23 protein-coding genes are annotated in these 19781 nt (G+C 40.8%); 17 read left to right on the forward strand and 6 right to left on the reverse strand.

Annotated elements, in window-relative coordinates; translation table 11 throughout:
* Positions 1-72 precede the first annotated feature (72 nt).
* Genes OU792_RS00835 through OU792_RS00845 form a run of 3 tightly spaced genes read left to right on the forward strand, consistent with a single transcriptional unit; the run spans position 73 to position 1734 of the window.
* A complete protein-coding gene (locus OU792_RS00835; protein ID WP_134200778.1) occupies positions 73-381 on the forward strand; it encodes a nucleotidyltransferase family protein in 309 nt (102 codons plus the stop codon).
* Positions 365-706, forward strand: a complete 342-nt coding sequence (locus OU792_RS00840) for a HepT-like ribonuclease domain-containing protein (RefSeq protein WP_026944955.1) — start codon at positions 365-367, stop codon at positions 704-706. Before OU792_RS00835 ends, OU792_RS00840 begins: the two co-directional genes overlap by 17 nt.
* Positions 703-1734, forward strand: coding sequence for a glycosyltransferase family 4 protein (locus tag OU792_RS00845; protein WP_274669215.1), 1032 nt, complete (start codon positions 703-705; stop codon positions 1732-1734). Before OU792_RS00840 ends, OU792_RS00845 begins: the two co-directional genes overlap by 4 nt.
* On the opposite strand, the gene OU792_RS00850 is transcribed toward OU792_RS00845, so the two are convergent.
* Positions 1727-2365: a Crp/Fnr family transcriptional regulator gene (locus OU792_RS00850; protein ID WP_274669216.1), complete on the reverse strand. Its 639-nt coding sequence runs from the start codon at positions 2363-2365 to the stop codon at positions 1727-1729. The genes OU792_RS00845 and OU792_RS00850 overlap by 8 nt on opposite strands.
* A gap of 99 nt (positions 2366-2464) precedes the next feature.
* Here OU792_RS00850 and OU792_RS00855 point away from each other — a divergent pair, with 99 nt between their 5' ends.
* From OU792_RS00855 to OU792_RS00880, 6 genes are all read left to right on the forward strand, one after another.
* On the forward strand, positions 2465-2665 hold the full coding sequence (locus tag OU792_RS00855) for a hypothetical protein (protein ID WP_274669217.1): 201 nt from the start codon (positions 2465-2467) through the stop codon (positions 2663-2665).
* On the forward strand, positions 2662-4053 hold the full coding sequence (locus OU792_RS00860) for a cytochrome ubiquinol oxidase subunit I (RefSeq protein WP_274669218.1): 1392 nt from the start codon (positions 2662-2664) through the stop codon (positions 4051-4053). Before OU792_RS00855 ends, OU792_RS00860 begins: the two co-directional genes overlap by 4 nt.
* Before the next feature lie 2 nt (positions 4054-4055).
* Positions 4056-5132, forward strand: coding sequence for a cytochrome d ubiquinol oxidase subunit II (gene cydB / locus OU792_RS00865; RefSeq protein ID WP_026944950.1), 1077 nt, complete (start codon positions 4056-4058; stop codon positions 5130-5132).
* Positions 5133-5209: 77 nt separating this feature from the next.
* Entirely contained in the window at positions 5210-5821 is a 612-nt protein-coding gene (locus tag OU792_RS00870; protein ID WP_035482931.1) for a DUF2202 domain-containing protein, read from the forward strand.
* A gap of 3 nt (positions 5822-5824) precedes the next feature.
* Positions 5825-6292 carry a c-type cytochrome gene (locus OU792_RS00875; protein ID WP_274669219.1) on the forward strand — a complete coding sequence of 156 codons (468 nt, stop codon included), beginning with the start codon at positions 5825-5827 and terminating at the stop codon, positions 6290-6292.
* Between the two features lie 69 nt (positions 6293-6361).
* The gene (locus OU792_RS00880; protein WP_100627539.1) at positions 6362-7021 is read left to right on the forward strand and encodes a peroxiredoxin; all 660 of its coding nucleotides are present in this window, start codon (positions 6362-6364) and stop codon (positions 7019-7021) included.
* Between the two features lie 385 nt (positions 7022-7406).
* On the opposite strand, the gene OU792_RS00885 is transcribed toward OU792_RS00880, so the two are convergent.
* Complete coding sequence (locus OU792_RS00885; RefSeq protein ID WP_133391756.1) at positions 7407-8324, reverse strand: AraC family transcriptional regulator; 918 nt, start codon at positions 8322-8324, stop codon at positions 7407-7409.
* A gap of 176 nt (positions 8325-8500) precedes the next feature.
* On the opposite strand from OU792_RS00885, the gene OU792_RS00890 reads away from it, so the two are divergent.
* From OU792_RS00890 to OU792_RS00910, 5 genes are all read left to right on the forward strand, one after another.
* The gene (locus tag OU792_RS00890; protein WP_274669220.1) at positions 8501-10027 is read left to right on the forward strand and encodes an aldehyde dehydrogenase family protein; all 1527 of its coding nucleotides are present in this window, start codon (positions 8501-8503) and stop codon (positions 10025-10027) included.
* 79 nt (positions 10028-10106) lie between these two features.
* On the forward strand, positions 10107-10508 hold the full coding sequence (locus tag OU792_RS00895; protein WP_026944945.1) for a DUF779 domain-containing protein: 402 nt from the start codon (positions 10107-10109) through the stop codon (positions 10506-10508).
* 180 nt (positions 10509-10688) lie between these two features.
* Entirely contained in the window at positions 10689-11852 is a 1164-nt protein-coding gene (locus OU792_RS00900) for a dipeptidase (protein WP_134200760.1), read from the forward strand.
* Positions 11853-11854: 2 nt separating this feature from the next.
* Positions 11855-12580 carry a VIT1/CCC1 transporter family protein gene (locus OU792_RS00905; protein WP_134200758.1) on the forward strand — a complete coding sequence of 242 codons (726 nt, stop codon included), beginning with the start codon at positions 11855-11857 and terminating at the stop codon, positions 12578-12580.
* Between the two features lie 4 nt (positions 12581-12584).
* On the forward strand, positions 12585-13349 hold the full coding sequence (locus OU792_RS00910) for a DUF5995 family protein (RefSeq protein WP_026944942.1): 765 nt from the start codon (positions 12585-12587) through the stop codon (positions 13347-13349).
* 13 nt (positions 13350-13362) lie between these two features.
* Here the strand turns inward: OU792_RS00910 and OU792_RS00915 are convergent, their stop codons facing one another.
* From OU792_RS00915 to OU792_RS00925, 3 genes are all read right to left on the reverse strand, one after another.
* Positions 13363-13779 carry a type II toxin-antitoxin system VapC family toxin gene (locus OU792_RS00915; protein ID WP_134200756.1) on the reverse strand — a complete coding sequence of 139 codons (417 nt, stop codon included), beginning with the start codon at positions 13777-13779 and terminating at the stop codon, positions 13363-13365.
* Positions 13776-14033 (reverse strand): DUF6364 family protein, encoded by a 258-nt coding sequence (locus OU792_RS00920; RefSeq protein WP_134200754.1) that lies wholly within the window; start codon positions 14031-14033, stop codon positions 13776-13778. The genes OU792_RS00915 and OU792_RS00920 overlap by 4 nt, the downstream gene beginning before the upstream one ends.
* 80 nt (positions 14034-14113) lie before the next feature.
* Positions 14114-15214, reverse strand: coding sequence for a DUF4407 domain-containing protein (locus OU792_RS00925; RefSeq protein ID WP_274669221.1), 1101 nt, complete (start codon positions 15212-15214; stop codon positions 14114-14116).
* Positions 15215-15437: 223 nt separating this feature from the next.
* Here OU792_RS00925 and OU792_RS00930 point away from each other — a divergent pair, with 223 nt between their 5' ends.
* Positions 15438-16106, forward strand: a complete 669-nt coding sequence (locus OU792_RS00930; RefSeq protein ID WP_134200751.1) for a GDSL-type esterase/lipase family protein — start codon at positions 15438-15440, stop codon at positions 16104-16106.
* On the opposite strand, the gene OU792_RS00935 is transcribed toward OU792_RS00930, so the two are convergent.
* Entirely contained in the window at positions 16107-16700 is a 594-nt protein-coding gene (locus OU792_RS00935; RefSeq protein WP_134200749.1) for a hypothetical protein, read from the reverse strand.
* A gap of 185 nt (positions 16701-16885) precedes the next feature.
* On the opposite strand from OU792_RS00935, the gene msrA reads away from it, so the two are divergent.
* On the forward strand, positions 16886-17995 hold the full coding sequence (msrA, locus tag OU792_RS00940) for a peptide-methionine (S)-S-oxide reductase MsrA (RefSeq protein WP_035482929.1): 1110 nt from the start codon (positions 16886-16888) through the stop codon (positions 17993-17995).
* Positions 17996-18424: 429 nt separating this feature from the next.
* Entirely contained in the window at positions 18425-19741 is a 1317-nt protein-coding gene (locus OU792_RS00945; protein WP_274669222.1) for a PAS domain-containing protein, read from the forward strand.
* Positions 19742-19781 lie beyond the last annotated feature (40 nt).

Consider the following 19781-nt stretch of genomic DNA (forward strand, 5'->3'; position numbering starts at 1 on the left):
AGTAAATCAAGGGCTCAATTTTAAGAAGTTGAGCCTTTTTTAGTTTAATGGGAATAAGATTATCTTTGATTTATGAACATACTTGAGGTAAATCGTGAAGCAATAAATTCCCTTTGTGAAAAGCACAAAGTAGCAAAGCTTTATGCCTTCGGTTCGGTGCTTTCCACTGCATTTAATGAAGAAAGTGATGTGGATTTTTTGGTGGAATTCCATATTCAAAATATTGATAGGTATGTAACCAATTTTTTCACCCTTAAAGAGGGACTGGAAACACTTTTTAATAGAGAAGTTGACCTTATAGAATACAGGTCAGTTAGCAACCCTTACTTTAAAGAAGAAATCGACGAAACCAAATCTCTTTTGTATGAGTCGAAAAATTAAAAAATACCTTTTTGATATTTTGATCTGTATTGATGAAATCGAATCCTTTTTTGATGGAAAAGAAATCACAATCGAACACCTAAATGGAGATCGGAAAACGCTCAGGGCAGTTGAGCGAAATCTTGAAATAATTGGGGAAGCGACTAAAAGATTGATCAAACTCGATCCAAAGATCCCAATCTCTGAAGCAAATGAGATAATTGGGGCTAGAAACTATATTGCTCATGAATATGAGTCCGTTTCGTATATAATAATTACCAGAACTATTAGGGATCATTTTCCTCTTTTGAAAGAAGAAGTCAAAAAACTCTTGGAGGAAAAATGATCCTCTATACCTTCCCTGTCCGCACCGCATTCATCGACCGTGACCTGGAAATGATCCGTCCGGTGGCTGAGATCAAGCCTTTGGAGTTTACCCAAAGCCCAATCAAACTTCCTTTCTACTTTATTCTCCAGTTTTTCCAACTACTTTGGTTTTTGCCCCGCACCAGTCAATACCTATGTTTCTTTGGAGGATATCATAGTGTCTTACCGGTTTGGTTTGGGAAAGTATTTGGGAAAAAATGCACCATCCAAGCCGGCGGCACAGACTGCATCAATATGCCCGAAATCGGCTATGGAAACTTCCGGAAGAAATGGCTACGGAATGCTACCGTTTACTCCTTTAAAAATTGCTCCCTGATATTACCTGTCGCTGAGGCTTTAGTGAAGCAGGACTATTTCTACGATCCAAAGATCAATCTCAAGCAAGGTTTAGTAAATCTGATTCCTGATTTAAAAACCCCAATTGAAGTCATTCCAAATGGTTTTGACACCGATTTTTGGAGGGATTTGGGCAAAGAACGCAAGCCATTCAGTTTTATCTCCGTGGCCACAGGAGCTTCAAACCCTTCTCGGGCAATTGTCAAAGGTTATGATTTAATTGAGAAATTAGCAAGCATTCATCCCAATTGGACCTTCACTTTGGTAGGTGACTCCGAATACTTCTCACTTAATCCAAACGTACAGGTTTTGGGAAAAATGCATCCAAAAGAACTTCAGGAGCTCTACAACTCCCACCAGTTCTACCTCCAGCTCTCGACTTCCGAAGGCTTCCCAAATGCCCTTGGGGAAGCTATGTCTTGTGGCTGCATTCCGATTGGTTCGGCAGTTGGGGCAATTCCGGAAATTGTCGGAGATTCGGGTGTGATTTTGAAAGAAAAGAATCTAGATCTGCTTGAATCAGAAATTCAAGACTTTACAAATCAGGATCTAAACCACTTTTCAGAAGCAGCTTCAAAAAGGATCCAGCAACTTTTCAATTATGGAAAAAGAAAAAAGGCCCTTTTAAAGGCCTTGGATTTGGTCAGCTGATCAGTTGTATCTGATTTCGATTCACCTTCACTACTCCCCGCTGCTCCAGTTTTTTGAGCAACCGAGTAATGACCTCTCTGCTGGAGTTCAGCTCCTGTGCAATTTGCTGATGGGTTTTGTGAATGGAGTTACTTTGGCTGGCTTCGGCATTTTTCTCCAAATACTCGATTAATCGCTCATCCATGCGATGAAAAGCAATCCCGTCCACCACTTTCAGTAACTCTTCAAATCGGTCCTGATAAGTATCCATCACAAAATAGTACCAAGACTTGTACTTTGGCATCCACTCGTCGAGCTTAGAGATAGGTACAGAAATAACGGTAGTCTCTTCTTCCGGAATAGCCTTTATTTTTGAATAGCCTTCACGAGCGGAACAGATCATGGTAATGGCACAAGCCTCTCCCGGGCCGAGGTAGTACATAAATAATTCATGATCATCCTCATCTTCCCGAAATACCTTGACCTGACCTGAAACGATCAAAGGAATAACCTCCACTTTTTGGCCAATATCCATCATCAAATCATCGGCAGGAAGTACCAGCAAGTCCGAACAGGCGAGAATTTCCTTTTTCAATTCCGGCTCAAAATCCTTAAAACAGAAGTTCAAATAATTACCGATCTCCTTCTTCATAAACGAAATTTTTTGTTAATTGAAAAGGTGACATCAATCACCTTTTTGTATTTTACGAAAGGTACTTTTGAGAAAGTTTTCTTCAAAACGAATTGGAAAATGATTAAATCCAAAGCTCAGCAACTTTTTATCCTCGGTCTAGGACTTATGTTACTTTTCCGAATCATTTCAAAAATACCTCTATTCGAAGGTGAAATTGCAGGCTTTGATGGAGGTAAACTTTTAAAAATCATTGTCGGAGTCGTATTTATAGTGACGACTTTTCTCATTTATAAGAAATCTAAAAAACAAGTATCATGACCTGGGATGTAGAGACGCTTTCGCGGATACAGTTTGCTTTCACCATCATGTTCCATTATATCTTCCCACCTTTCAGTATTGGTCTGGGACTGCTATTGGTGATATATGAATCGCTTTACTTAATCACCAAAAAGAAGATCTATGAAAAAATCACGCGATTTTGGATCAAGATTTTTGCAGCTAATTTTTCGGTAGGGGTAGCATCCGGAATCGTGATGGAATTTGAGTTTGGCACCAATTGGTCTACCTATTCTAGATTTGTCGGGGATATTTTCGGTTCGCCATTGGCTGCCGAGGGGATTTTTGCCTTTTTCCTAGAGTCAGGCTTCTTGGCTATTCTACTTTTTGGTTGGAACCGGGTAAAGCCGGGAATGCACCTCTTTGCTACTATCATGGTGGCTCTAGGTAGTATGTTATCCGGCTTCTGGATCGTAGTTGCCAATAGCTGGCAACAAACACCTGTAGCTTATGAAATCGTCGTGGATTATGGAATTCGGCGAGCAGTGATCACGGATTTCTGGGAAATGGTCTTCAATCCTTCTGCCATGGTACGTTTTACGCATGTGATCTTGGGAGCTTGGATTCAGGGAGCCTTTTTGGTTTTGAGTGTCTCCGCTTACTACCTGATCAAAAATAAATACGTTGAATTTGCCAAAAAGTCCTTCGCTATTGCACTGGGGCTTGCAGCCATTGCCTCTTTGGCACAGCCATTTGTTGGCCACGAACACGCCAAAATCGTCAATGAATGGCAACCTGCGAAACTCGCCGCCTTTGAAGGACTTTACGAAACCCAATCAAATGCTCCGCTTTATCTGATAGGCTGGACTGATCCCGAAACTCGTGAGACCTCAGGAATTGCTATTCCCGGAATGCTAAGTTTCTTGGTTCATGGAGATTTTGAGGGGGAAGTCAAAGGCTTGGAAGAATTTCCCGAAGAAGACTGGCCTGCAGTAAACGGAGTTTTCCAGAGTTACCACTTAATGGTAGCATTAGGGATGCTATTTATCGCTGGGACCTTACTGAGTTTGTTCCTGCTTTGGAAGAAGAAGCTCTTTACGCCTAGTTGGTCCTGGTTGATCAAACTTTACATTCCTGCCGTAGCACTCCCGGTAATGGCCAATCAGTTGGGTTGGGTCTCAGCTGAACGTGGTCGCCAACCGTGGATTGTGCAAGGGCTGCTGAGGACAAGTGAAGGAGTTTCCAAATCTATTTCCGCACCGGAAGTCATGATATCATTAATTCTTTTCGTCCTAGTTTACATTCTCTTATTCTTTGTTTGGCTCTACGTCTTAGACAGGGAGATCAAGCATGGCCCAGACCACGTGGCAACAGTAGAAGCTGGCTACAAAAAGAAATCAGAACGAATGGACGCTCTAAAACCTCATTGATCATGGATTACAATATTGTTTGGTACATACTTGTTGGCGTACTGTTAATCGGTTATGCGATTTTGGATGGATTCGATCTGGGCGTTGGGATTCTTCACTTGCGAAGCAAAGGAGACTACAACCGTCGAATTATGATGAATGCCATCGGTCCAGTTTGGGATGGAAATGAAGTTTGGCTGATCACTGCAGGAGGGGCTTTGTTTGCTGCCTTCCCAAATGTATATGCTACCGCTTTTTCGGGTTTCTATCTTCCGTTTATGTTACTCTTGATAGCCTTGATCTTCAGAGCTGTTTCCATTGAGTTTCGATCTAAAGAAGAAAATCCCCGTTGGCGAAATTTCTGGGATTGGGGATTCAGCCTTGGATCTATTGTAGCAGCTTTACTTTTCGGAATAGCCATCGGCAATGTGGTGATTGGCTTTCCGATTGGAAGTGATATGGAGTATCAGGGTAATTTCTTTGACCTACTCAATCCCTACTCCCTGATGGCAGGTTTTTTCTCCCTTTCTATGTTTGCACTGCACGGAGGCATCTACCTAAATATGAAAACCGAAGGAGATTTGCAGAAGCAAATCCAAGGCTGGATCAAAGTCAACTATTGGATTTTTGTGGTGTTTTACCTGGTTTTTTCAGGTTTTACACTTTACCTCAAGCCGGAGATGATCGCCAATTTTTCTTTTGGACAAATAGAGCTTCCGGGCAACAAACATGAGTTGGTAGAAAATCATCAGACCTTAATCTCTGTTTTTGCTTGGACCATTGTACTTTTGAATATTCTTGCCATCATGAATATCCCACGGATGATGGCCAAAGGTCGTGAGGGATGGGCCTTTATTTCTTCTGGTAGCATGATTGCAGCGATCGTGATGCTTTTTGCTCTTGGAATTTTCCCTAATCTAATGGTGTCCAATCTAGACCCTGCATTCAATCTGGACATTTACAATGCTGCATCCTCGGGGTACACACTCAAGACCATGGCTATTTTGGCAGCTTTTGGGCTTCCTTTTGTCGCCTCCTACACTATTATTATTTATTGGACTTATCGGGGGAAAGTGAAGCTGGATGAGAGCAGCTATTGAAGCAGTCTAGGTGAGAAATATCACTGATTTTAGCTGAGGATATAGCGAATTTTCATTCACCTTAAAAAAAAGAGGAAATGAAAAAGCTACTCTACGCCCTTGGTTTTTTGATCCTGCCAATTGTAGGATGCCAAGAAGAAATAAATCCTGCCGTTAAAACAAGTCTTTCTGAAGCCGAATTATCTGATCTTCTCTTTACTCGGGAGGAAGAAAAACTGGCCCACGATGTATATACTTATGCATTTGAAAAGTATGGAGTTTCGATTTTCCAAAATATATCCAGAAGCGAGACCCAGCATATCAATTCCGTCCTCCAAGTAATGGGAGCTTATCAGCTGTCAGACCCTTTGGATGGAAGCATCTCACTTGGAGAGTTCACCAACACCTCACTTCAAAATCTTTATTCTGAGCTTACATCCAAAGTTGATATTTCACTGGAGGAGGCTACTAAAGTCGGACTTTTGATTGAGGATATGGATATTTTGGACCTGCAACTTGCTATTGCATCTACTCAAAAGCCAGAGTTGATTCAACTTTACGAAAAGCTCAAATGCGGTTCAGAAAATCACATGCGGGCCTTCTATAATCAAGCCACTACTCTAGGAGTAACCTACAACCCCAGCTATATCACCATAGAAGAATTTGATCGCATTGTAAACTCTAGCAACACCACTTGTCAACCCAACTAATTTATGATCTCTATACTATTTCTTCTACAATTACTGGTCAATACCCCAGAAGTACCGGCCAATTATTTAGAGTTCCGCAGCTCTCCTATTGACATTCGAGAAGAGTTAATATCGGATGATGGCTTGGTTTTACTTCAAAAACACTGTTATGCCTGCCATAATCCCAAGTCAAAGTCTCATGATGAAATAATAGCTCCTCCACTTTGGGGAATGAAAAAACATTACTTAGAAGCATATCCAGAAAAAGCTGCTTTTGAAAAAGCAATGATAGAATTCATCCAAAATCCAACTGAGGAGAAGGCATTGATGAAAGGACCAATCAAGCGTTTTGGATTGATGCCAAAACCCGCAGTGTCCAATGAAGACCTACAAAAAATAGTGAGCTACATCTACGCTAATGAAATCGAAAATCCCGCATGGCACATAGAAAAAGACAATCAGAAAAAAAATAAATCAGGCGGCTTGAGGTGACCAAGGTCACGTCCTGAGCGGAAGGAGTGAGTTAGATTTGTTCTATCAAATAACAAAAACGATTTAATAATGGATACAGAAAATCAAATTCCAACTATGCCGAGAATAGGAGATTTAGCTCCTGATTTTGAAGCGATGACCACTACCGGAAAAATGAAGTTTTCCGAATATATCAAAGACAGCTGGACCATTCTATTCTCTCACCCAGCGGATTTTACGCCGGTTTGTACTACTGAAATGAGTGGATTTGCATTGGACCAAAAATTCTTTGATGAGCATCAGACCAAATTGGTGGGATTGAGTATTGATTCCATCCACGCCCACATTGCGTGGGTGAATAATGTAAAAAAGAATACCGGCGTCCTTTTCGAGTTTCCGATCATCGCAGATATCGACATGAGTGTTTCGAAGCTATACGGTATGCTTCAGCCTGGTGAGAGCGAGACTGCGGCAGTTCGTGCAGTCTTCTTTATCGATCCTGCCGGAAAGATCAGGTTGATCATGTACTATCCACTCAATGTGGGAAGAAATATGGATGAGATCAAAAGAGCATTGATTGCATTGCAAACGGCCGACAAGCATAAAGTTGCGCTTCCATTGAACTGGACCCCTGGAGAAAAAGCAATCGTCCCTCCACCAAAGACTGTAGCTGAAATGCAAGAGCGAGAAGCGAGTGACTATGAAATGGTAGATTTTTATTTAGCTAAGAAAGATCTGCCAAAAGACTAAGATTTTTTGGATTAAAGGGTTAATTGATGATAAAACCTCTCTGAGCTTTCGGAGAGGTTTTTTTGGTTTTGGGAATTAATAGCTTCAGAAATTAAAATAATATTCATGATGTATTTATAAACCTATATTTATTATTTCTACAAAATATTTTAAAAAATGAGTAGAATTTTAAACCAGTATTTATAAATCAAACAAAATAAAATACAATATCCAGCAAAAAAGAAAGCCTGTTTCTAAAAACAGGCTTCTTTCATGGGTCTATTGTTGATTAAGTAAAACCAAATAAACTTCGGCGATTGGGCAATAAGATTAAATTTTGAATCACCAAAATTTCTTAAACATACAAAAATTGCTGACAAATAACCAAATACAGGAGAAAATATAATCACTGTTTTTGAAAAGATTTCGGAGTGGTACCGTATTCTTGCTTAAATGCTCGAATGAAATACCCGATAGAATTGAATCCAGACATGACAGCTACTTCTTTCACCTGAAATCCTCCAATCTGCAAATAGTATCGTGCTAGCTTGAGCCTTTCAGAAAGAATGAATTCCACGGGGGTCTGTCCAAGTTCTTGCTTAAAGGTTCGTACAAAGTGTGCTTTACTCATACAGGCTTGGGAAGCCAACTGCTCCAGCGTGAGATTCTCTCTAATATTTTTTTTGATAAAATCCACGACATGTGCTAGCCTGTTTCCAGATGAAAGCTCCTTGTAAGTCTTTTGAAGCATTTCACGGGCTTGCGTTTGATTTAATCGAATCAAAAGCTCTTTGAGTGCAAGGGAGGCGATTAAATCCTTTTCTTTCGATCGCTCTTTTACTCCAATTTTGATGAAACGATTGATTATTTCAGAGAGATCTTGTGTATTAATCAAATGGAAATAACTCAGGTCCAAGCCCCATTCTTGAGACAACACCTTATCCGGCAAGCGCTCATTCAGCATATTGAAGGTGTTTTCTATCATCTCCTTGGAAATTGATAAAGCAATACACTGGGTAGGATTATCCCATTGTGCTTCAGGAAAATCAATCTTCATCACTTCATTAGGAGGAACTATCACAGACTCCCCTGGCAAATAATCAAATCCAGGCCGGTCAAATAAATGCATAACCTTCTTGCCTTTCAGCATGGTAGTCAAGACCAAATCCCCAAAAACAAGATTGACATCGGAAGCTTCCTGATGCGTTTCAAAAATATTTAGCTCGCAACTGTCGAGTGTATAGGTAGTTCGATTTTCAACCAGAGTCTTTAGATCTCTTGGATTTCTCCAAGGGACACCGGCAATGAAGTTATTTTGGGACATTCGGTAATTTTCTAATAATCAATAAATTAAAAAAAAATATTAACTTATAATGACAAATGAAATTTCTTTTTTATTTCAAAATATCAATATAAGTGCATGATGTGATCATTCTGTGCAATTTTTTATTTTGAATAAATAAGAATTTTGAGAATAAACCAAAAATAACCTTTTAACAAATGGAAAATCTGACATTATCACAGGCTCAACCTGTAGAAAGACCTCAACTAAAAGAAAAATACGACCACTTCATAGGAGGCAAGTGGGTAGCCCCGAGCTCAGGAGATTATTTCGACAATATTTCTCCTATAGATGGAAAGCCAATTGCAAAAGCAGCCCGAGGAAATAAGCAGGATATAGACATGGCTCTCGATGCAGCGCACGCAGCATTTCCCTCTTGGTCCAAAACCTCTCCTACTGAGCGATCAAGAATCCTGAACAAGATCGCTGACGTCATCGAGGAAAATCTCGAAATGCTGGCAAGAATCGAAACCATGGACAATGGTAAGGCACTACGGGAAACAAGAGCTGCCGATCTTCCACTTTGTGTGGATCACTTCAGATATTTTGCCGGTGTCATCCGTGCTGATGAAAGCACTATCTCAGAACATGATGAACATACTGTAAGCATCGCCCTTCATGAGCCACTTGGCGTAGTGGGACAAATCATTCCTTGGAACTTCCCGCTTCTGATGGCTACTTGGAAAATCGCACCGGCACTAGCTGCAGGCTGCTGCACTGTGGTAAAGCCAGCTGAGCAAACCCCAACAAGCATCATGGTATTGATGGAATTGATAGGAGACATTTTACCTGCAGGCGTACTAAACGTAGTTTCGGGATTTGGACCGGAAGCTGGAAAGCCATTAGCGACCTCTCCAAGAGTAGCTAAAGTAGCCTTCACCGGAGAGACCACCACGGGTAGACTGATTATGCAATATGCTTCTGAAAACTTGATTCCAGTCACCATGGAACTGGGAGGAAAATCTCCAAATATCTTCATGAAGTCAATCGCCGATGCCGATGATGATTTCTTTGACAAGTGTGTGGAAGGTGCTGTGATGTTTGCGCTCAACCAAGGTGAAGTTTGTACCTGTCCTTCTCGAATTTTGGTTCATGAAGACATCTATGACGTATTCATGGAGCGAGTTATTGCTCGGACCAAGGCTATCAAAATGGGACATCCTTTGGCCGAAGACACCATGATGGGTGCTCAGGCTTCCAACGATCAGTATGAAAAGATTCTTTCTTATATCGAAATCGGGAAACAAGAAGGAGCATCAGTCCTCACTGGAGGGGCCAAAGCAGGATTGAATTCCGGTTTGGAAACTGGCTATTACATTCAACCAACTATCCTTAAGGGACACAACAAGATGCGTGTCTTCCAAGAGGAAATATTTGGACCGGTCACTTGTGTGACTACGTTCAAAACCACCGAAGAGGCAATTGAAATCGCCAATGATACCATGTACGGACTAGGTGCCGGCCTTTGGTCTAGAGATGCTCATGAGCTTTATCAAGTACCTCGCGCGATCAAAGCAGGCCGTGTTTGGGTCAATTGCTACCACGCCTATCCAGCGCATGCACCGTTTGGAGGGTATAAAAAATCAGGATTTGGACGTGAAAATCATGCGATGATGCTCAATCATTATCGCCAGACCAAAAACATGTTAATCTCCTACAGCAAACAGAAATTAGGATTCTTCTAGAATTAACGATTTCCATGATTCAAAGGCGGGGAGAACTTTTCCCCGCCTTTATTTGCTTTTAACCTAAACCCAAAAAACCATGCCTCAAACCAAAAGAATCTTGATCACTGATTCGGCGAAAGAAACCATCGATACCTTACGAAAGCGATTTGGCAATGAATTGATGTTCCACCAAAGCGGAGGTTGCTGTGATGGCTCTTCTCCCATGTGCTTCGAAAAGGGAGATTTTAAGGTAGGTTCTCAAGATGTTTGGATGGGGAAAGTCTATGGATGTGACTTTTTTATGTCAGCCGATCAGTTTGAGTACTGGAAACACACCCAATTAACTTTAGACATTACTCCAGGTCGAGGCAGTAGTTTCTCGATCGAAATTCCCATGGGAATCCGATTCATCATTCGGTCCAGGATATTCACCATGGAAGAGCTTGAAAACCTGGAACCTATCCTAACTGGAGAAGAGTATTTGGAACAGGAGGCTTGATAAGCCTGCATGGTTTCAGACCTTTAAGGCTCTCCATGAAATACGGTTCTCGCAGATACTCGAACAAAGCTCTTTTTTCTAAATTTCCTGATTCCATCCATTTGGAAAGAACACTTTGCTTAGCAGCCTCATTTCTAAATACTCATTCTTTTACTATCTTAATCAGAATTTACCCGGCTTATGAAGAGAATTCTGATTTTCCTTTTATCCCTATTTTTGATCTATCTCATAGGGATCAACACCGTGCCTTCCTATATCGAGGCTCAAAGAAATCCAGTAAAAATACCTGGTCCTTATGTCGTCTCATCAGAAGCTCAAGAGCTTTATGATCGACTGGATTTTATTGCTGATCTTCATTGTGATGCATTGCTTTGGGGAAGAGACTTGACCAAGCGAGGAGATCGAGGTCATGTAGACTTCCCTCGAATGCGAGAAGGAAATGTGGCTTTTGAGATGTTTACAATTGTATCTAAATCTCCTGCTGGTCAAAACATGCAGGAAAATAGTGCCGACGCTTTTGACAATATCACCCCGCTTACCATTGCAAAAGGTGAAAGTCCATCGAATTGGTTTAGTCTGATCAATCGTACCCTTTCCCAGGCGCAGGCCTTGGATGGGTTTATTTCCAAAGAAGGTGAAAATGCTATCCTGATTAAGACAAAAGCTGACTTTGAGAAACTTCTACAAATGCGTGAATCCAATCCAAAAGCTATTGGTGGCATGCTCGGAATCGAAGGCGGACATGCCTTGGAGGGTAATCTCGAAAATATTGATGCCGTGTTTGAAGCAGGAATCCGGATGATTGGACCTACGCACTTTTTTGACAATGAATTGGGAGGTTCAGCTCATGGAGAAAGCGGAGAAGGTCTCTCAGATTTTGGAAAAGCTGCCATCAAGCGAATGAATGAATTGGGTATCTTCATTGATCTTGCCCATTCATCCCCTGCCATTGTCGAAGATGTGCTTAATTTAAGTAATGAACCTGTGATTGTTTCCCATACGGGAGTCAGGGGTGTATTGGACTCCCAGCGAAACCTTAGCGATGAGCAAATTCAAAAAATCGCTAAAAATGGAGGAATCATCGGGATTGCTTTTTTTGATATGGCAGTCGGCACTCCGGAGATCCCCAACATTATCGCTTCTATCAAACACGTGCGTGATTTGGTAGGAATTGAGTATGTGGCCTTAGGTTCTGATTACGATGGCTCGGTTGCTGTTCCATTTGATATTACAGGATTGCCGCTGATCGTGGAAGGACTTCTGGAAGCAGGATTTTCCGAATCTGAAATACGTGCTGTAATGGGTGAGAATGTGAAGCAGTTTTTCTTAAAAAATCTCCCCTAATCATGAACGAGAAATTATTACATCAGGAATCCGAACGCTTTGGCAAACTTCAGGAATACATGCGAGAGTTTGTCTACGGAGGTATAGACGGAGCAGTTACCACTTTTGCAGTAGTAGCAGGAGGCTTTGGAGCCAATCTAGACACAGGAATCATCATAATTCTTGGCTTTGCAAATCTTCTTGCTGATGGTTTCTCTATGTCTGTAGGGGCTTATCTTTCTGCCAAAACCGACCGGGAGAATTTCAAAAAGCATGAAAAAATCGAATACTGGGAGGTAGAAAATATACCTGAAAAGGAACGGGAAGAAATCCGCGAAATCTACGAGGCAAAAGGTTTCAAAGGTGAGCTATTAGAAAAAGTAGTGGATCAAATCTGCTCTGACAAGGATCTTTGGGTAGCCGAGATGATGAAGGATGAGCTCGAAATGATGGAAGAGAACAAAAGTCCTTTTAAAATCGGACTAGCCACTTTGATTTCGTTCATTCTTGTCGGGTTTATCCCCCTTTTGGTTTATTTGATTGATTTCTTTAGCCCCATCGAAAAACATCTATTTTTATACACCAGCATTCTTACCGGTGTTGCCTTTATGATCATAGGCTGGATGAAAAGCTGGGTTAATCAGACGGCAGTTGGAAGAAGTATTTTCGAAACACTAGCATTAGGTTTGTTGGCCGCAATGGTTGCCTTTTATGTGGGTGATTTATTAGAAGGATTTTTTATCAAGTAGGTAAATGACAAAAATCGAAGAGGTTCTTGAAAAATTGGATCAAATCATTTCTGAATGCCGTTCCAAGCAAAGCCGGATAGGATATTTTGCGATTCTTTACAGGCAAGTCACACGAAGGGTCAGAGATGGAATTCTAGCAGGAGAATTCGAAGATAATCCTCGAATGGAGATCCTAGATGTGCTTTTTGCCAAGCGATTTATCGATGCATATGAAGGCTGGGTGCAAAGTCAAGCAATCACTGAAAGCTGGAGATTGGCTTTTGAGGCTAGCAAAAACACCAAGCATCTCGTATTGCAACATTTACTCTTGGGGATCAATGCCCACATCAATTTGGACCTTGGGATTGCTGCCTCTGAAACAATGAAAGGGAAAGAGCTTCAAGCGATCAAAAGTGATTTTGACCAAATTAATTTCATCCTTTCAGAGCTAGTCGACGATGTGAAAGCTAATATCAGTAAGATTTCTCCAATTTTTGGTTGGTTAATCCCCTTGGCAAAAGGCCGGGATGAGATGCTTCTTAATTTTTCGATTCAAATTGCCAGAGACGGTGCTTGGAAGTATGCTGGAGAATATCACATTGATCCAAATAAAGACTTTCAGATTCAGGACCGAGATAAAAACATTTCTACTCTCGCAAGAAAGCTGATCAATCCGGGAAAATTCCTAGGATTTCTCATCAAAATCGTGGGATTCGCTGAGTGGAAGTCGGTAAGTAAAACGATGGATCAGTTAGATCAGGTGGCAGCTGAAACGCTAAAAAAAATTTAAACCAGAAGTAGGTTTAAAATACCACTTCATCCAAGAATTTCTTACAGTCATAAACGGGGATCTCCGAAAAATAAAAGCCTTCCGAGTCCTCGGTGATGATGGCTTGACATTCATGTTGCAAAGCCGAATAATACTCCAAGCCATCCTCGAAATCCACCACACTAGGATCAGAAACTGTTCGAGAAACCACTATCGAATCGACTGAAGCTATATGAAGCTTGGAAGAAAGGACTTCCATTTTTCGTTTAGCAAGGCCAGCACCACTTTTTTTCTCGGCAAAATAGAAAGAAATAGCCAAGCAAATAGGTGTGGTGTAAAGTTGATAGCGCAACTGATCAGCCAAACTTAATATTCGCGCCGAATGCGGAAAAAGCGGATATTCCTTATTTAATACAGATACTAAAACATTCGCATCTAGAAAAAGCTTCATTTTTTGCTATCGAAAAACTCATCTTTCATTGCCTTTCGACTCGATGACGTGCGCTTGTATTCTACCTCACCCTCAGACACCATATTCACCCAATCAGCAATCGGAAGCTCCTCCAAAGATTGGTAATTTTTGGAAGTCATCTGCGCATACAAAAACTCCGTCAGTCTGGAAAGGCTGATATTATTTTGGTCGGCAAAATCCTTGGCTCGGTCTATGATCTCTTTATTAAAAGACAAAGTGATTTTAGTATCCATGGCTCAGATATCATTTTATGCCGTAAAGAAAAAAATATTTACACGTATTTCAAAGCAACTATCTGATTTTCTTTGCTTTTTCAATCCCAATTTGCCAATTCACGATCAGTTTTAGCTCTGTTTTTTCGGTTGGTTTTTTCTTTTTTCAAATCTGTCGCATAGAAGTGCGTATCCTGAAAATAGCCTACCCGAGCATCGGATTCACCTTTGGCAATAACCCATTTTTCTCCTTTGAATAGCTTTACCTTTTCCTCATGAAGTTCTAGAAGTTCGTCATAAGGCCCACGGGGTGAGATTAATTTGACAAAAATAGGCGCCGTCTCGATTGCGATGAAAAGCAGCATTATGAAAATGTTGGCTAAAGCCATAGCCGAACTTTCGCTTGTCAAAGCTGAGAGCCCGTCCATCCGTGCGGCTAGTCCATCAAAGCCGTCGATACCCGGTTGCTGCTTTTCAAATTCTGCCTGACGCAAAGCCATAAACTCCCGAATCTGGGCCTCTAGTGTGTCAATTCGAACTTGGTTTCTGCTTCGCAACGTATTCAAAGCAATTTGCGCTGCATCCAGCTGCTGTTCCTTTTTCTTGGCATTTGTACCAAGCCCTACAATCCCACTTGTGCCTGAGGTCTTTTCGCCGAATCGCTCTGCATCATATTCCTTCTGTAGTTGATCGCGAAAGGACTCCGCCTTAGAAACCTCTTCTTTTAGCGTCTCTATCCTAGATTCCAATTCCTGAATTTCAGGAAAACCTTTAGCCAAATTAGCTTTGGATTGAGCGATGAATTCAGTTTTCTTTTCGTCTAATTTCCGATTGATTTCCCGCTCAAACATTTTCAACTCCAAAGGCTTAGAAATGACCAAGGCCAATAAAACGGCCAAAACCAATCTTGGAATTGCCAGCTTCCATTCTGCCCAAGCACGCTCTTTTTTACGCATACTTGACACGATAAATCGATCTAGATTGAAAATCATCAAACCCCATAGCATCCCGAATAAGACCGCAGGCAAAAGACTTTGAAACACCGTGTGTAATGCATAGCCCGCGGCCAAAGCAGCCAGAACTCCGGTAAAAAACACAGTCGCACCAATACCAAAATACCTATTGGACTCGGTGGGAGTTCGCTTTAAAATGGAAAAATTGGCTCCGCTGCAAAACCAAAAAAATCTAGTCAATTGATTCATAAGAAAGGGATTTGGTGATCTGTCTTTTACCTAACGCCAAAATGCATGCAAAATAGATACACTACAATCTCTTTGGGCCGAAATACCTAGAATGGGGGCAGAAAGCCTGATTTTGGTGTCAAAACCATAGAAATGAACAATCTTGAAAAGTGCACGAATTGTTCGATTACGTTCAGGGGATGATCGGTTTTGGATCAGGCCTTTTTTGAATTATGTTTGGAAAATGAAAACGACCCTAGTCTCCCTTTTCCTATTGATCGGCTTTTTCATTGGAGAAGTCCAATCTCAGACTGTTCCTTTTGAGAAGGAAGTCAAACTAATTGCCGACAGACTAAAACGCGATGGTTATCAGGTGGGAAGCACACTTTTCACCGGAAGCTCTTCGATACGGATGTGGGTCAGCCTCCAGGAAGATTTCCCTCAAAAACCAATCATCAATACGGGGTTTGGCGGATCTACTGCAGCGGATCTGAAGAGGCATTTATACCCTTTGGTTTTACAATTGCGACCCGCACGAGTATTTATATACGAGGGAGACAATGACATCAACAATGGCACATCGATCGATGAAATCATTTCTGACCTCGAGCAGATCGTAATGCGGATTCAAGTTGTGGATCCAAATTGCCAGGTATATCTAATCAGTGCAAAACCAAGCCCTTCGAGATGGGACAAAAAAGAACAATACTTGGCGCTGAATGAAGCTATGAAGTCCTACACCGAAAAAAAAGAAAATGTAGGTTTTGTAGATGTTTGGACCCCTATGCTTGACGAAGATGGGAATCCTAAGTCCGACATATTTCTTCAGGATCAACTTCATATGAATAAGACTGGATATGATATTTGGAGAGAAATTTTTGCAAAATTTTTCCCTGAAGAAACTCCCCAATAATTACGGTCCAAAAACACGTAGGGAAAGTGCCAAAACAATCTGCTCTGAACGAAAGCTTTTGTCTGCACCCAAAATCCTATCCAAATTGATTCGCTGGTCATTGAATTCCCGCTCATAGCGAAGATCCAGACCAACGGGACCTATCGCTACTCCGAAGCCAAACTGATACCCAAGTCGAAGTCGCTTATTGAATTCTGCCGATTGGGAGGGTAAAAAATTGTCGTCTAAGGTATAGTGTACTGATGGTCCTCCAAAAGCAGTCAGCACTTTAAATAAGCGAATCCCCACCAAAACAGGCACATCTATCCGTTGGGTAAATGCCTCTCCATTGACCGTTTGAAATCGAGTCTCAGTAAATACCGCCTCAGGTCGCAAATAGATATCATAGGAGTTCATGGTGTAAAAAAGCCCCGCATGATAGCCTACATTTCCAAAAGGCTCTTTCCAAACCTGTCCAGCATCTTTAAAATATTTGCCGGAGGTATTGTAATTAGTACCAAACTTCAAGCCTAGACCTGAACCTTGCTGAGCATGCAATTGAAGTGGAGCTATGAAAACAAATACGAGGATAAATAGATAATTCAGCTTTGCCATGGCTAGAAGGTTTTGTAAGAAGTCGGTACAGAATCTCTTTTTGTAATTTGTCGGACAATCCTTTTTAGGATTTTTTTACGTATCTGAGGTCAATGAATCAAAACAGAAACCAGATTGTTTGGTTTTAGAGTTGGTTCAAGACTTAGAATTACAAAAACCGAACCGAACAGAATAAATCCATCAGAATGTATCACTTAAAATCCAAATACAGCATTATGCTTACTTTCATTTTAGGACTCTTTATGGCTTGCAGCAGCCCACAAGAGTCTACCGAAATTCAAGAGCTTACAGAAGAAGACAGCCAAAAACTTGCCCAATTTTCAGGAAAAACAGAGTTAGCCACCTTTGCAGGTGGTTGCTTTTGGTGCGTGGAAGCGCCATTTGAAGATCTGGACGGAGTCATCACTGTGATATCCGGGTATGCAGGAGGTAAGGAAAAGAACCCTACCTACGGAGAAGTAAGTAGCGGCAAAACTTCCCACCGCGAATCAGTCCAAATTACCTATGACCCCGAAGTCATCAGCTATTCCGAATTAGTAGATATCTTTTGGCAAACTTTCGATCCTACAGATGTAGGGGGCTCTTTTTATGATCGGGGATCTCAGTATGAGTCCGCTATTTTCTTTCACTCTGCCGAGCAAAAAAGAGTAGCTGAAGACTCTAAAAAACTACTGGATGAATCAGGAAGATTCGAAAAGCCAATTGCTACCCCAATAATCAAATACACCAATTTCTACCCGGCAGAGGAGTACCATCAGGATTACTACAAAAAGAATCCGGCGGATTACTACGCCTATCGAAAAGGAAGTGGAAGAGATGCCTTTATCAAAAAGCACTGGCCTGAATTAAGTGCAGAGAAGTATCCTGCCACTCCAAAAGATGAGTTGAAAGAAAAACTCACTCCACTGCAGTATGAGGTAACTATGGAAGACGCTACCGAATATGCTTTCCAAAATGAATACAATGGGAATAAGGAGGAAGGAATTTACGTTTGTATAGTTTCCGGTGCTCCACTTTTCAGTTCCAGGGATAAATATGAATCTGGCTCGGGTTGGCCAAGTTTTACAAAGCCAATCGATGCTCGCCTTATTGATAAACCAATTGACAAAAGCCTTGGAATGACTCGAGTAGAAGTCAGAAGTAAACTTGGAAACAGTCATGTTGGTCATGTGTTTTACGACGGTCCGGCCCCAACAGGTTTGCGTTACTGCATGAATTCAGCAGCGATGAAATTCATCCCCAAATCAGAAATGGAATCAGCTGGATATGGGGAGTATCTTTGGTTGGTGGACTAAATCCCCATAATCAAATGAAAAAGATATTTTAAAAGCTTTAGATTAAATCAAGCCATTTTACCCTGAATGAAAACCTTCTCTGCTATTCAATAGAATTGAACAATCCAGAGAAGGTTTTTTCATTAATAATCAAAATCTAAGGATATCTTTCAACCCTTTTTTCCATTTTTCAGGCATCATCCTTCCCTTTTAATTTATTATCTCCTTGAGTCTATTTGGTATTAGAAGGCTATTTTTTTTAAAAAAAGAATATTTACTTTAATTATTCCAATACCATTATTCGTTTTTCATTATATAATAATATAAAATATAATCTAATATTTTGTATTTACTTCAAAATAATATTGGGTGATATGGTTTTAATTTATAAATAAATTATTGAAATTTCGATAGTCTAAGAAGATCAGAGGCGAAATCACCCCTTTTAAAATGTTCCAAGTTGCAAGTTTGGTTGATGAGATTTTAAATCACATTGACTGTAAATTCCTGATTGTCGACAATCATGGAAAAGTCCTACATCTCAGCAAATCTCTCATAGATCATAAACTAGATTCTCCAATTGATCTTGATAAAAATTATTTCGATCTCTTTCCTGGCCTAGAGCAATCTAAAGGAAAAATACAAGATGGCTCCATTCTAAGGGAATTGATAGCTACCGGTGAAATCTTTACTCACGAAATCTCACTTCTCAAAAAGGATTATTTCCTAGTCAAGATTAAGGAATGGACACATCCCAAAGAGGAATTCTTTCTCAAAGATGTCGACCTATTGAACCGACTTCGCCAAGGAGTTATCATTTGGAATCCAGGAATTCAGAAAATTGAATTTCTGAATGAAATTATGATACAATGGTTGGAATTGGATGAATCAGATCCCAATGAATTCCATGAATACAAATCGGTTCTTGACCACATTCTAAGCTCTTCTTTGGAATTTTTAGAACAACTAAAAATACAAACAGGCAGTGGTAAGGAGCTTATCTTGAATGTCACTAGAATCCCCATTTATAATCGAAATGCCGAACTTTTTGGATTTATCATAGAAAACATAAGCCCCTATCAAAATACCATTAAACAATTGCTAAAGTCTACAAGAAGATTCAAGCGTTTGTTTCACACCATGGCACAAGGGGTGGTTTATCATAGGGCTGATGGAGAAATAATAGATGCTAATCAGGCTGCCTTGAAACTCCTAGGTCTTAGCCTGGAACAAATAAAAGGAACCAAACCGGTCGACCCGCTTTGGAAAGTCATCCATCCCGATGGAAGCGATTTTCCGGGTGAGGAGCACCCTGCCATGATCTCCTTAACTCAAGGCCTGAAAGTAGAGGATGTCATCATGGGAGTATATCATCCAGAAAAGCAAACTTTTGTTTGGTTATTGGTTAATTCCCAACCGGTCTTCACCAAGCATTCAAAAAAAATAAGTCATGTGATAGCTACTTTTACCGATATCACTAAGCAAACTCTGGCAGAGCAAAAACTTCGCAAGCAAGTGAAATTGCAGGAATTGCTAGCAGGTACGGCCATGGATTACATTCATATTGACCCTATTGAAGTGGCTCCTACCGTACAACGTACGCTTCAGGAGTTGGGAAAATTTATGGATGCAGATCGCTCTTACATTTTTGAATATGACTTTACTAACCGCATTACCAACAATACCTACGAGTGGTGCGCGGAGGGTATCGAGCCCCAAATAGAGGAATTACAGGAAGTTCCTTTTGATTTATATGACTATTCGTGATGTTGCACGTATGGGTAGACAGCCGCAATAATGAGTCTGT

It is taken from the genome of Algoriphagus sp. NF (assembly GCF_028823735.1).
Lineage (GTDB): Bacteria > Bacteroidota > Bacteroidia > Cytophagales > Cyclobacteriaceae > Algoriphagus > Algoriphagus marincola.